16 protein-coding genes are annotated in these 14,468 nt (G+C 29.5%); 13 read left to right on the forward strand and 3 right to left on the reverse strand.

Annotated elements, in window-relative coordinates; genetic code table 11:
* Positions 1-16: 16 nt before the first annotated feature.
* From NSA58_RS00760 to NSA58_RS00805, 10 genes are all read left to right on the forward strand, one after another.
* Complete coding sequence (locus tag NSA58_RS00760) at positions 17-4,306, forward strand: transglycosylase SLT domain-containing protein (protein WP_257559958.1); 4,290 nt, start codon at positions 17-19, stop codon at positions 4,304-4,306.
* Between the two features lie 15 nt (positions 4,307-4,321).
* Positions 4,322-6,349 (forward strand): hypothetical protein, encoded by a 2,028-nt coding sequence (locus NSA58_RS00765; protein WP_257559959.1) that lies wholly within the window; start codon positions 4,322-4,324, stop codon positions 6,347-6,349.
* Positions 6,350-6,357: 8 nt separating this feature from the next.
* Entirely contained in the window at positions 6,358-6,540 is a 183-nt protein-coding gene (locus NSA58_RS00770; protein WP_257559960.1) for a hypothetical protein, read from the forward strand.
* A 15-nt stretch (positions 6,541-6,555) separates the two neighbouring features.
* A complete protein-coding gene (locus NSA58_RS00775) occupies positions 6,556-6,678 on the forward strand; it encodes an XkdX family protein (protein WP_257559961.1) in 123 nt (40 codons plus the stop codon).
* A gap of 51 nt (positions 6,679-6,729) precedes the next feature.
* Complete coding sequence (locus NSA58_RS00780) at positions 6,730-8,607, forward strand: SGNH/GDSL hydrolase family protein (RefSeq protein ID WP_257559962.1); 1,878 nt, start codon at positions 6,730-6,732, stop codon at positions 8,605-8,607.
* Positions 8,608-8,767: 160 nt separating this feature from the next.
* Positions 8,768-9,184, forward strand: a complete 417-nt coding sequence (locus NSA58_RS00785; protein WP_257559963.1) for a hypothetical protein — start codon at positions 8,768-8,770, stop codon at positions 9,182-9,184.
* A 207-nt stretch (positions 9,185-9,391) separates the two neighbouring features.
* A complete protein-coding gene (locus NSA58_RS00790) occupies positions 9,392-9,619 on the forward strand; it encodes a hypothetical protein (RefSeq protein ID WP_257559964.1) in 228 nt (75 codons plus the stop codon).
* A 76-nt stretch (positions 9,620-9,695) separates the two neighbouring features.
* On the forward strand, positions 9,696-9,926 hold the full coding sequence (locus NSA58_RS00795) for a hypothetical protein (RefSeq protein WP_257559965.1): 231 nt from the start codon (positions 9,696-9,698) through the stop codon (positions 9,924-9,926).
* A 16-nt stretch (positions 9,927-9,942) separates the two neighbouring features.
* Positions 9,943-10,209, forward strand: a complete 267-nt coding sequence (locus NSA58_RS00800; RefSeq protein WP_257559966.1) for a phage holin family protein — start codon at positions 9,943-9,945, stop codon at positions 10,207-10,209.
* A 1-nt stretch (position 10,210) separates the two neighbouring features.
* A complete protein-coding gene (locus NSA58_RS00805; RefSeq protein ID WP_257559967.1) occupies positions 10,211-11,251 on the forward strand; it encodes a peptidoglycan recognition protein family protein in 1,041 nt (346 codons plus the stop codon).
* 176 nt (positions 11,252-11,427) lie between these two features.
* Here NSA58_RS00805 and NSA58_RS00810 read toward each other — a convergent pair whose 3' ends face one another.
* The 3 genes from NSA58_RS00810 to NSA58_RS00820 all read right to left on the reverse strand — a co-directional run bounded on the left by NSA58_RS00810 (position 11,428) and on the right by NSA58_RS00820 (position 13,267).
* Entirely contained in the window at positions 11,428-12,276 is an 849-nt protein-coding gene (locus NSA58_RS00810) for a hypothetical protein (RefSeq protein ID WP_257559968.1), read from the reverse strand.
* A 74-nt stretch (positions 12,277-12,350) separates the two neighbouring features.
* Positions 12,351-12,530: a DUF6877 family protein gene (locus NSA58_RS00815; protein ID WP_257559969.1), complete on the reverse strand. Its 180-nt coding sequence runs from the start codon at positions 12,528-12,530 to the stop codon at positions 12,351-12,353.
* Between the two features lie 71 nt (positions 12,531-12,601).
* Complete coding sequence (locus NSA58_RS00820; protein WP_257559970.1) at positions 12,602-13,267, reverse strand: GP88 family protein; 666 nt, start codon at positions 13,265-13,267, stop codon at positions 12,602-12,604.
* Between the two features lie 248 nt (positions 13,268-13,515).
* Here NSA58_RS00820 and NSA58_RS00825 point away from each other — a divergent pair, with 248 nt between their 5' ends.
* From NSA58_RS00825 to NSA58_RS00835, 3 genes are all read left to right on the forward strand, one after another.
* Positions 13,516-13,701: a hypothetical protein gene (locus tag NSA58_RS00825; protein ID WP_257559971.1), complete on the forward strand. Its 186-nt coding sequence runs from the start codon at positions 13,516-13,518 to the stop codon at positions 13,699-13,701.
* Positions 13,702-14,000: 299 nt separating this feature from the next.
* Positions 14,001-14,237: a hypothetical protein gene (locus tag NSA58_RS00830; RefSeq protein WP_257559972.1), complete on the forward strand. Its 237-nt coding sequence runs from the start codon at positions 14,001-14,003 to the stop codon at positions 14,235-14,237.
* Between the two features lie 17 nt (positions 14,238-14,254).
* Positions 14,255-14,468: hypothetical protein (locus tag NSA58_RS00835; RefSeq protein ID WP_257559973.1), on the forward strand; the 214-nt coding region annotated here is incomplete at its 3' end.

Here is a 14,468-nt window from a genome sequence, read left to right on the forward strand (position 1 = left end):
GGTGATAAATTTGGATATGGAAATTAAAATTTTAGATAAAAATAAGAAATTTAAAAAAACATTATCTTCAAAGGAAGGAGATAATGTTTTTTTTAACGATAAATACACTTCCGATTTGTCTACTGGTGCTGAAACATTCGAAACAGATACAAACTTAAGTGATATTGAAGAAGGAGACTATGTATTATTTAATTGGCATGAAAAGTACAAAATGTTGCAGATTAAAACTACTGAAGATGTTGAATGTATAGATTGTGTTATTAAAAATATTTATTCAGAATTTGTAGGCATAGAATTGTTGAATAGTTATGCGAGGGAATTTAAACATGAGGGCAATATGACTAAGTTGCTTACTACTATACTGCAAGGTACTAATTACGAAATAGGATATGTTAGTCCTAGGGTTGATGCAATAACAGCTTATTATTCTATTTCCGAACCTACAGCAGTATATACTATTTTACAAAATGTAATTACATTATATGATAACTGCGAACTTGAGTTTGATGTTGATGTCATAGATAGCATAAACGGCAAATATAAATTTCTTATTAATGTATATGGAAATGGAGAACGTGGAAATAAAACTTACAAACGTTTTGAGTATAACTTTAACAGCTATGGGATGAAAAGAAAAGGTGATATAACTGATTTTTGCTCAGGTCTTATTGGTGTAGGAGCTAACGGAATTACATTTAAAGATATAGAATGGAGACCAGAAGATAATCCTCCGTTATTAAAACCTTTAGGCGATGACTTTTTAATTGACCCAGAAGCTCACGAAATGCTTAATAATGGTGGCAAAATTATACTCGGTAAATATAAAAGTGATGCCACGACAGGCATTGATTTATTATGGGACACATACTACAAGTTACAAGAAATAAAACAAACTAAGTTTGATTATGATATACCAGTATACATGACTGATGAAGATTATGAAAATATAGATGTAGGTGATACTGTATATGCAATAAATGATAAATTTGATAAGCCAATTGAACTCGAAGCTAGAATAGGATATTTTGAAATTTCATTTACAGATAGAGATAAAAATAAAGTTACTCTTAGCAATTATAAAGACGTTAAAAGTAAAATAAAAAATATTGACTCTAATACTATAATAAAAGATGCAATTGATGAGATAACTGGATTTACAGGAAAATTAACACAATCTGATATAGATAGAATAAGAGAGTTTTTAAAACAATTAGATATTGAAGGCGAAGAGATAGAGAAACTACTTAAAAAATATGAGGATAGCTTAAAAGATACAGTAGTAGATAAAGATGAAATAGCAGAAGATACAGAAAATTATAAAGAAATAATATTGTCTAAAATAGATAACGGCTTATGGCTAGGTGATGAACGTATTTATGATATAAAGAAAAATAAGTGCGCGTCTATAACAACTTCTACAAGCGAAAATGAAACATCAAGCAGCGCTACTGAATATAAAAATGCAGTAGCTTATTATAATAAATTTGAATTAGGTAAATATGCAAATTCAAGTTCGTTGAGTAAATTAATTAGTTCTAGTAATAAATACAAGATTAACACTATAGTTAAATACTGGAGCAAGAAGTTTGGATTAGATCCTTATTTAGTTTATGCAATAATAATGGCAGAAAGTAGTGGTAATCCATATTGTGCTACAAAAAGTAGTGCTGGTGGTTATGGAATAATGCAGTGTGAAAGAGCCGCTTATTTTAATAAAAAACAAACTATAAAATTTTTAGATGGAAGTACAAAATCATTTACGCCAAGTTTATCTACTATGAAACCAGGAGGAACTACAACTTTAAATGGCGTTAAGGTAAATAAAGGTATAAGTAATCAGATTATGTTTGGTTGTCATGAACTTAGAAAATCATTAGTTAGGTTTAAATATAATATATTTGCAAGTTTAATGGGATATAACTTTGGATTGTATGGAGCAGATTGGGTAGTTTGTAAATATGTAGCGAATAAGAATAATCTTACATTTAAAGATGCTTTTGGATATACTGCTCAATCTAGTAAAGTACAAGAACTATATTTTAAGGAACTTGAAACATTAAAAGCACCATGGGCAAATATTAGAAAAACATATGTATCTCAAAAGAAAATGGGTACTTGGTGGAACATAGAAGGATATTTACGATGGTATAAAAGCGTTGATGGACAATTACCTTATGTGTTGGATAGTAAAGGCAAGAAGAAGGGTTACGGAGCTAATAAAACTTCTACTGCAACTGTAAAAACTAATACAACAACAAAGATAGGTGTTGCAACTGCAGTCAGAAATAAAATAGTAGCAAAAGCTAAAGAAATTTGTGAGTTACATCAGAAATATAAAAAAGCTACATATGACCAAACATATAGAATAGTTAACGACGACAAAAGATTTAAAGCTCCTAAAAGTATTTATGGCATAAAGAATCCTTACTGTTATGACTGCTCAAGTTTAGTAAGCTGTGCATATTTAAAGGCTGGTCTCAATAGTGTTTATGCTAAAAGTTGTCAAGCTGGTACTTTAGTTGAAAGTGCTACTAAAAAGAGTGGCTATAAGATGTTTAAATTGACTAAAACTTCAATAAATGATGCTATTCCAGGTGATATCATAATGTTTTGCAATAATAAATGTCCTTCTTCATTAACAAGAAGTCAAGCTATGTCATATAAATTTACTCATCATACGGCGATATATTGTGGAAAAGTAAATGGGAAACATATGATGGCTCATGCTAGTAAGTGGGCATATCACCCAAATGCTATAAGATATGAGAGTTTTGATGCATATAATAATCAATATAAAACTAAAGATTACCATATATGGAATTACTGTTTTATATTAAGACCTCATGATTTAGCAGCTAAAGATAAATCTGCAACGGAAACAACGAATTCAACACCTGTTACAGAAGCAAATGAAGTAACGCTAAAAGGATTACCACTTGCAACACCATCTGATTATTACGATTATAAATCATTAATTGAAGATATAACAATTAATAACATAAGTGATGATGATAAATATCCTAAGACAGTTAGTCACGTTTTCTTACATTTTGGTATTAATGATCTAACAGATACAGGAATTGAAAATTACAAATCTCTTATAAAGGCTTTGTTGGTTAAATATCCAAAGAAGCCTATTTTTATTGCTAAAGAGTATCATGTAAATACTCAATATCCTAACTATGCAACAATAAATCCTCAAATTACTAATTTTAATAATGCTATGAGAGATTTTGCTAATCAGACTAAATATGTTGTAATTGTTAATAATCCAAGTCAAATAACAACTAATGCAATAGTTGATGAGGACATAACAACTAATGGATGGAGAATGAAGGATAAAGCATCTTGTGATAAATATTACAAAGCTTATAAAAAAGCTATATTAAATATGTGCCAAAAAGAGGAAACTAAAACATCTAAAAAAGTTGATATAGTAATGAGTTCACAAAAGAACTATAAATACGGAGAATGCCAGAGCGTGACATTAAAATTACCTTCTAAAGCAGTACAAACTTTTTACTCTAAGATAATATTTACAACAGCAAAAGATTTTAAGTTTAATCAATCGAATCTTGTGTATCTTAACGGTAGTGATTGCACTAAAGGAGCATTAATACCTCGTGTTGGTTGTACTTATACGATTAGAATATATTACAACCCGGATTCAGACATAAAAGAAAAATATCAAGGAAGTGTATCTAGCAAGAAAAAAGCGGATGAGTATTATGACTATAAGGATTTCAAAGGTAAAAATGATGTTATTAAATTATGTGAAACTTTTTATTCTAATAAATCTAAATTCAAGTACAATACAAAAACGCCTTTATCGTTTTCAAATCCAGCAGATAATATTTCAAGTTGGAAAACAGATGGATTATATCATTGTGATTGCAGTACATTAACAGGATTAGTATATAGAGGTCATAGTTATCAAACAAGTCCTTATGCAAAGAAAACAACTACGCTTAAAAGAAGTACAAAATATAGTTGGACTTTTAATTTACCTCGTACCGCAGCAGAGCAAGCTAAGTATTGTGTCGAGCAAGGATGGGTATTAAATGCAATAGATTATACAGAATATTCTAATGTAGAACCAGGAGATTTACTATTTTATGATAGAGATAACGGAGAAAATGGAAGATATATGAATATTTCTCATGTAGGCATATGTATAGGAAAAGATAACAGTGGAGTTAATATGATGATTGAAGCAACAAGTGTCACAGGAGTTTTTAGAAAAATTGCTATTAAAAATAACACAGTTGATAAATTATTGCTAGTGGCAAGAGTGAAAAAATATTAAAAGGAGTGATTAAACATGCTTACAGATATAGATAAGGAGTTTGACACTCCTATTGAAGATGAAAATGGAGAACTTATTGAGACAATAGAAATAGAAGAAGTATTTGAAGAAGATACAGGACTAGAAGAAAAAGAAGATAGTTTCTATGAATTAGCTGAGGATGATATTACACAAGAAGTAGAAGAATTTAATAGCATAGAAGAAGATATTGTATCAGGAAAAGAAAACTATGAAGAAGCTAAACAACAGCTAGTAGATATTTTTACAAGCATATTAGAAAAGGGAGAAATAACTGCTGAAGATAACATAGAAATTGAACAAGTTAAGGAACAGTATTCGGAAGCCTATAATTCTATTAAAGAAAATACAGGAAATGTACAAAAGAAAACATTAGAAGAAAGATTAGAAGAACTTAAAGAAGGATTTGTTGGCGCTAGTGTAGATGATATACTAAATATTCTAACCGAAAATGGAACTAAAACATGGTTATATAAAGATGATGATGGTAATGTGCTTATGGATGGAACTGCTATTCCAGAATTAACTATACTATTAAACAAGTTAAATCTTATAGCAACTGATGGAGAAAACGAAGGAGAAATACAACTTTCTCCTGGTTTTATTAATATGTTAGCAACAAGTGCGATTGTATTTACTGCAGCTAACATAAATTTGAATGGTTACATAAGTAACGATGGTGGAAATTTTGCATTAGATCAACAAGGAAATTTAGAAGTTCAAGATTTGAGTGTTAAAGGTGAGTTTTCTTGTGAAAGTTTAACTGTTGATACATTAAATAGTCCTAAATTTCCACCAGTACTTGATGGCAGCATGAATATAAGTATTAATGCTACAAATGGCAATGATGAAGCAGAACTAGACGAAGGAGCAGTATTCGCAACTTTATCTGGAGCGTTAAATAAAATTCCTAAAAACTTAAATGGCAAAACAATAAATATATCTTTGAAAAGCAATATTACAGACGATGTTTCAGTAAACTGGTTTATGTGTGGGAGAATTAGAGTGTATTTTGAAGGCCATACTTTGTATGGCTATTATAGAACATACAGGTGTAATTGTGCATTCGAAACTTACGGAGGGACAACTGATAATCCAGAAGGTCTAATTGGAATTTTAATGCCAAACAAAGGATATAGTGTTGCAGGCATATCTTCTAGTGCTTCAAATACTTGTACTCCAGATGCGAAAATGTACAATATGAAAATTTATGCATCTACTAACTTAGCTAATGGATGTACTGAGTCAGCAGGATATTGTTGCAGTGATAATGGATATACTTATATTCGTAAAGTAACTACAGTAAATTGTATATATGGATTCAGAGCAAATGCACACGGAAGGCTACATTCAGATAGTTCTGGAGGAAAGGCTTCTAAATATGGATTTGCTGCAGTTAGTGGTGCATATATAACTCTTAGCAATGGACAACATACAGGAGGAACTACATCTAATACTTATGAGAACAGTGGAGGGAAAGTTATACCTGGAAGTGGTGCTACTTTCGTAGGAACTGCCGAATCAGGAACGAATACAAGCACAGGCGGGAATACTACTAAGACGGTAACTTATACATCAAACAGTGGTGACACATGGAGAACTACATACAACTCATGGAGAAAAGAAAGCAAAGTTATAGAAGGAAATGGATATGGCTCAGGCAACTGTCGTGGATATTGGTTCTTCGGAACTCAATTTGCGGAATTGAAAGGATGTACAATAAATAAGGTAGTTCTAAAAGTCAAAAGAGCAAAATTGGGTTCATGGGGAAGTTCTTCAACATTGAAATTAGCTTATCATGGATATTCTACAAAACCTTCAAGTCCTTCGGCACCTACATATTTCAAGTCGGTTGCAATTGGAGCTTATAGTGATACTTATGTTAGTTACACAATAACCGATGCTGATATATTAGCTGGAATAAAAGCAGGTACTATAAAAGGATTTGGACTATATGATAGCTCTTATGGTACTTATGTAGGATGTAGTGGTACAGCAAAAGTTACTATAACTTATACGGAGTAGGTGATTATATGGCTAATGAATTTGATGATTATGAATTAAGTATAGAGGTACAACAAGCATTATTAGAAAGGGATCAACCTCCTTTAAGTGAAGATAATAAAACAACAGATGAAAAAATAATTGAAATACAAAATAAAATGAAAATTATGGATGATTCTTTAACAGAAATAATACTAGATAATTTATCTTAGAAAAGAGGTGATATTATGTATTACAAGTTATTACAAATGTACAAAGATGGTTTACTAACAGAAGCAATGCTTAATAAAGCAATTACAAAAGGTTGGATAACAGAAGAACAAAAGATACAAATAATGTTATCTGAATAAGAGAGTAGAAATACTCTCTTTTTTTATGCAAAAGAGAAAGAAGGTGTAAAAATGTCTATATTAGATAAAAAACACATACTTACTATCGATCTAGATGATAGCAGTATTGAATACTCTAAAAAAATATTTTTTTACAATACAGATAAAAATATTTCTAATTTGTATGTGAAAATTAAAAAAAATAATGATGATGGGGTAGGGGTAGAATTAAGTGTAAATGATTTAAAGGATATAACAGTTAAACTTACAGCTATAAAACCTAAAACTAATCAAACTAGAGAAATGATAGGAATTTTAACAGAAGAGTTAACAGACCAATCATGTGCAATATACAAATTTGAATTATTACAAGAATTTACAGACCAAGTAGGCTCAGTTGTTTGTGAATTCGAATTAAGTAATGCAAGTGGTGAAAAAGTTACTATAGATGCTTTTTCATATAGAATAAAAGAGAGCAAGCTAACTGGCTTAAATGCAGAGATAGAAAGTAATCCAGACTTGCCAGTATTAAAACAGTTGATAAAAGAAGTAAAAGAAACTGCACAGACTGTAAATAACATAGATGATGTAAATATAACTGAGACAAAGACCTTTTCAAACAAGAAAATAGATGAAAAATTTAGTACAGTTAGTTCGCAAATTAAAGATAAAGCGAATAAAGATGAAGTAGTAAAAAAAGGCTATGCAAATTTAAATGATTTTGATGAAGAAAGTAGACTTGCAATTGCAGGTGGGGATTTTAATTTAAACTATGTTTTAGGAGAAGATAACGTAAAAACTAAAAATATAGCTGATAATCAAGTTACACCAAACAAAACAAATTTTATAAATATTGAGATAGGTGTAAACAAATTTAATAAATATAACGCTACGATAGGTGGTTATCTGAATGGAAGTGGGGTTGTTGTTGGTGAAAGTGATTTAACTTATGGTTATAGCGAAAAAATAGCAGTTAATGGTGGCGATATAATAAGATTTGATAGATATAGTGCTTTAGTATCATTTCCAGGTGTTTATTATGTAGGAGAAGTTGCTTACAATATTAACACTATTTCTGATTTAACATATTCAAATGAGTATTGGTGTTGCACATTGCCGAGCAATGCTAATTTTGTACGAATCAATATAAAATCTAGTTATATTGATACACAAATGTTAACTATAAATCAAGAAATGCCATTATCTTATGTTCCATTTTCAAAAACACAAACTATTGATGATTCGATAAAAATTCCAAATTCTTATGAAATTAGAATAGAAAGTCTTGAAAATAAATCAAATGCTAATAGTAATGATAGCAACATATTATATAATAAAAAATGGGCGGTATGTGGTGATAGTATAAGTTATGGTGCAAGAGCTGATTTAGATGATAGTGGTATTAGAAAAACATATGATTACTATATAGCAAAAAGAAATAATATGACTATTGTAAAAAATGCTATAAGTGGTTCAACTATAACTAATGTTAGTGGCAAAAATTCTTTTTCGGTTGATAGATATAAGAATTTAGGAAGTGACTTAGATTATATAACTTTATGGTTTGGTATTAATGATAGTGGTGTTGGCAGTAGTATATTAGGAACAATATCAGACAGTGATAATACTACTTTTTACGGTGCATGGAATGTTGTTTTAGATTATTTAATAAGAACATATCCAACTGCAAAAATAGGAATAGTAGTTACATATGGAGGAAGTGAAACTTTTAGAAATGCAACTCGAGATATTGCTAAAAAGTGGGGTATTCCTATTTTTGATATAATGGGAGATTTTTCAATTCCGCTATTTGCAGGTAGAGAAAGCGATGTTCAAACAGCAATTTCTACTTTTAGAAAAGAACAATTTTTATCTGATGGAATACATCCCAATGATGTAGGTTATCAATATTTAAGTACATCTTTTGAAAGTTGGTTAAGAAGTTTATAATTCGCAAAAGATAAATATTGCGAAGTTATACAATATGAGATTAATGTTAAAAAAAGAACTTGTCGTAGAAGAATAGATAAGTTCTTTTTTATTGTAATAATTAAAGGAAATTACTATTTTATTATTGAATTATATATAAAAATAGTAAAGGAGTAGTGATATGATGAGAGAAGTACATGAAAGCGTTATTGAAATACTAAATAAATCAAGGCTTGAGCATGGAAAGATAGATAAGTATTATGAAGACATAAAGAAAGATGTAGAAAATCTTAGCTTAATGGAGATATATACATTTAATATAAGAGATATACTAAAACCTTGTGAAGCATTTGAGGGAAATTATGATGATATATGTGGAGATATTGTTTCATCAATTCTTGAATATCAAGCTATGGAAAATAGCATAATGAAGCTAGTGAATGAGGGTATAATATATCCAGTAGGTATAATAAGCAATGGTGAATATAACTGGAAAATTAAAATAAAAATACATATGCAAATAGGATACTATGAAACAAAAGAATATATAGATTTACAAGTAATTCCATATAGAGAATTTAAATTATTAAGAAAGTAATCAACTAATAAAATAATATACAAAGATAATAGGTTAATATTGTTGAATTTTATTATATATAGCCTTAATACTGTGTTTAGTAGGTGCATTAATAGGCGTTGTATCTATAATAGGTATAATTGCACTTTATAAATCAATATAGAAGGAATATCCTCCTAATATGTAGAATTGTTTAGAAAAACATATTTATTAGGAGGAGGATTAAAAATGATAGCAGAAATAGTAATAGAAAGGTCAGAAGCATCTAATGTATCAGATGAAGATTTAAAGTTAGTACAATCCTACAAAGAATATATTAATGAATTATTATATTGCGATTATATTGATACAGATGGAGTAGATGAACAGCCAAGTAGAAGAATAAAAATAGAAAGTAAAATTTACAAAATGGGTGCACCTAGTATAATAATTGTATTAGGTGATTATGTAGAGTAACAGAAAATATGTAAAACTCAAGCAAAAGAGTCTTAGAAATAAGGCTCTTTTTTAATGCAAAGAAAGTGAGGTATTTATGAGCAATGAAATAATAATAGCAATATTGGCATTCGTGGGAACCTTAGCTGGTTCCTATTTTAGTAATAACAAAAATACTGCAGTAATGCAGGAACAGGTTAAGGATTTAAAAGAAGATATAACGGTTCTTAGTAACAGAGTAGATAAACATAATAATCTCATTGAGAGAATGGCAGTAGTAGAGCAGAGCTGTAAATCTGCTCACCATAGATTGGATAATATAAAATAAAATAGGAGGTATGGTTATGGATTTAAATTTTTTAAATGATTATGTTGTTTTAGTAATAGTAGGTATTTGTGTATGTGTAGGATATGTCATTAAGACATCTGTTCCAAAGTTGGATAATAAGTATATACCACTTATAATGGCAGTGCTTGGTGTTGTTCTTAATGTATGGATAGTTAAGGCTATTAGTCCAGATGTACTTCTAGGTGGAATGTTTTCAGGCTTAGCAAGTACAGGACTACATCAATTATTTGTTACTCTTATTAATAGTAAGGATGGTGAGTAATATGAGAAAAAATAGTAAGTTTATAGAGTTAGAAACACAGGAAGAGATTAAAGAGTATATAAAAGATTTAAAATATTCTAGGGGGATAAGTAAACTTCAAGTGCATCATATGGGCCTACCTAATTATGATTGCTGGGAACAAGACCTAAAGCGTTGGGGAGATGATGCATGCTTGAATAGAACCAATTCCCTGGACAGTTATGGCAAAAGTACTTGGGGTAGTGGTGCTTCTGATGGCCATGGTCATTATATAGCTCAGACATTCAGTATCTTTCCTAATGGTCACATTACTACTGGCAGACATATAAATTCAACTCCTATAGGAATAAAAGGCTGGAATACAGGGGCTATATGCATAGAAATATATGGTGATTTCGACCGCGGTAAAGATGTTATAACAAAAGTTCAAGCACAGGCTGTAATAATGTTATTCGCCCTATTGTCTGAAAAAATAAAAGTATCTGTAAATGATGCTCATATAAGACCACACTGTTGGTTTACAGCAGGAGGAACTTACTTAGGAGGGTATTATTCAGCTAAATCAGCCAAGACTTGTCCTGGCGAAAGATTTATGGGTATAGGCAACACTAATAAAGCATTTAATACATACTTCTACCCATGGATTAAACAATACTTGAAAGATGGCTCTTTCCCAAGTAAATTTGGTGGGAAAGTAGAAGAACCCAATAAAGCACCTACTCCACCTAAGCCATCCACTCCAACAGTTTTACCTGGCAAATATATTGTTAGATACCTTCAATCATGCTTAAATCAAAATTATGGTTGCAAATTAGCTATAGACGGCTCTTTCGGACCTGCTACACAAAGTGCTGTAAATAAGAATTATTTAAATAAAGGAGATAAAGGACCTCATGTAATATGGTTGCAGAAAGCTTTAGTTAATAGAGGTTTTGATTTGAGCGTAGATGGAAGTTTTGGACCTGATACTCTTAAACAGTTAAAGGCATATCAGAAATCAAGAAAGCTTACAGCGGATGGTTGTGGTGGTAAAGCTACTCACCAAGCTATAATAAATGATTAAATAAAAAATAAGGTGGCTTTCCGTTGGCCACCTGAAGTAATAAAATTAATTTTTAACTAGGTAATATATAATATGTATAAAATATAGAAAGTATGTCCATTATTTTAATGTATTAAAAAATTATAAATATTTAAAAAGAGCTGGTAGGGATTAAGCTCCTTACCAGCCCTCTCTACTTATTCATCTGTATTATCTGAATCATCAGTACCATAAGTTCCATCTGGATTATCTGGATTTATTGGTATTCCGCAATAAGGGCAGTCTCCACAATTACCTTTTACCATTTCTCCACAACTAGGACATGGTAAATATAACCCATTTTCTTCGCTGTGCTTAACATTGCAATCACAATCCCAATCTCCATTAGTGGTCCATATTTTTTTACCGCATTCAGGACAAGTTACATACCAACCCTTTTTCTTGTTAGAAGATTTATTACCACTGTTATTATTGCTACTATTATTGTTATTACTGATATTATTATTAGACTTTTTGTTATTTGAATTTTTTGAGCTATTATTTGATGTATTATTTGCATTTTCAATATTGGCATCATCAGAATCGTTAAATATTGGATATAAGGTTGCATCTCTCTCAACTTTATCAGCACTATGGTTTATTTCATACAAGCATACATCATCTTTGCTCATAAGCATAAAATAAATTCCGCCTTTGAACTCTTTAGCTTCATATTTTTTTTTTAGATCTGACACTAGTTTATCGAATTGTGATAAGTCTCCTATTTGAGATAATAAAGTATCTTTATCAATTCCTTCTGCATTAAAATTTGTTTTTATAGAAATGACTGTATTGCCTTCGGAATCAACGCTGCCTACTTGGCATACATAATCTTTATATTTTTTATTTAACATATCTTGAATGCTCATATCAAAGTCAACTTTTTCATCATCTTTTGATGTATATGTCTTTTCTTCTTGAGTATCATCGTTTTTGTTAGTAGAGCTACATCCAACTAAAGAAATAGATATAACTATACTTAGCAATAAGCTTATAATTCTTTTCATAATTCACACTCCCTCTTTATTTAATTACATAGTAGCAGAAAAGACTAGAGAAGTTAATCTCTAGTCGAAAAATATTAATTAATAGCTTCTTTTATACTTAATAAGTATTCATATTGATTCTTAATATAATCATCATCTAAACTCTTTCCAGCTTCAAACCAGTCTTGAACTCGCATTAATACATCTTGTTTGTATATTTTAGGTATACTCTTATCAAATAAAATCATATCATATAACTTTACAAATTCGCTCATAACTAAATCCCTCCTATTTATTATTTACAAGTATTCTTATAAGCATTTCTTCCATTTTTCTAATCTCCTTATTAATGATATGGTATTACTATTTGTTCGCTTTTGCCTGTGTAACATTCTTTACAATGTCCACAATCACCTTCACATAAAAAAGCGCCATTTCTTGTTGCCTCTTCAATTTCATCTTTAGGTAATGCTGTAAAAGTTTGCAAATTCATTTTATAAGCTAAATCATTATATTCTTTTGGAGTATCATGCCAAATGCTCCAAACAAAGTGTATGTTTATATTGTTTATATCTCTTTCTTTGATAATTGGCATTGATTTTGTATATGATTGAAATAGTATTTTATCTTTAAAAAAATTTGAAATTTCAATCCACTTGTCTAAATATTCTAAACTATAAAAATCTCCAGCTGTGTGTATTCTAACAATTATTAATTTATCTTTTGCCTTTGGTCTTTGTAACTGATAAGTTAAATGTTCTATCATATCTCTTACAAAAGTATCTTTTTTACTTTCTTCTAAATTTCTACGTCTGCTATCTCTAACTGTTTTAAATGACTCGTTCTTTTTGGCAAAACATTTTTTTCTACACATTTCAGTTGAGTAAGGACAACATTCTCTGCTTGGTAAGCTCCAAGTTAAAAACATAGTATCATTAGTTCCTTTTGATTTCATATTTCCCTCTGATAAATGTATATTTTGATTTAAATCTTTCTTAGTTATCTTTTTCATTTTACTACCTCCGATAAATTTATTTTTCAATCTCATAAACTTATCTTTGGTTAATCAAGACTACTTTTTTTCTAGCGCTTTAGATAATAATTGCTTAATATATACCTCTCAAGTTTTTATATAGTAATGTATATGTAATAAATAACTATAAGTTTCATGAAATTTTTAATTATTTTTATAAATATATGGAAACTTTTTTTAGTTGTTTGCATATATTTCAGTAAAGAGTTAGGAAAAGGAGGAAAGTCATGGAAACAACTAAGAAACCTAATCCACATCAACCACATCAAGTAAGTTATAAAAAAGATAATATTAGAGATGCACAGATATCAGAATATATAGACAAAATGAAAGATGGTATAGGCATTAGTAATTATTTAAAAATACTTGTTGAAAATGATATGAAAGCGAAAGGTGAATGGAAATATTATTAAAAAAGTAAAAGAGCTGCAGGTCTGGACCACCATACAGCTCAAAGAACAGCGAATTATATTTTTATAATTCGTATATACTATTCGATAAATTGATCTAAAACCCTTCAATGATATTGATATTCTTTGCACGTTCCGTGTTTAAACTTAAGATGATAAATCAAATCTAAATTTCTAAAATAAAGTTTTTTGTATTATGTCTATTACCAATGCAGCTCCAAACCAAAGAAATGCTTCGCCCATAAATTTACCTCCGAAAAATATTTATAAGATAGTTTTAACAAATTAAAGGGGGATTATACATGGAATATTTGAATGCTATTTATTATGATAAGAATATTTACAGTTTAAAAGAAGCTTGTAGAGAGTTCGTTCAAATGCACGTTTTGTTTGATGTACCAGAAACAATACTAGATTATTTTGATTCTGTAGCTTTTATAAAACAAAATAAATATTTATTTTTAGAAGAAAGCGAAAGTAAGATTATTATATTAAGTATGTATGACCTTGAAGATTTTGACTTTATTAAAGGTGAATAATTTTAGGAGGGATATATATGAAATTATTAGTTAATGGAAATACAGTGAGTGAAATAGTTAAAGTAAAAATGAACAGTAAATATAATCAAAATGATATGAATTTAGTTGAAAGAATAATAGATCATATCAAAACGAATAAAGTTATGTATGCTAAATTAATATTTACAACTGCGTTAATGTTACATTTTAATATCAATTGCAATGCTAGTGGTTTTGAAGATAGTTTAGATA

The organism is Terrisporobacter muris (assembly GCF_024621905.1).
Taxonomy (GTDB): Bacteria; Bacillota; Clostridia; order Peptostreptococcales; family Peptostreptococcaceae; genus Terrisporobacter; species Terrisporobacter muris.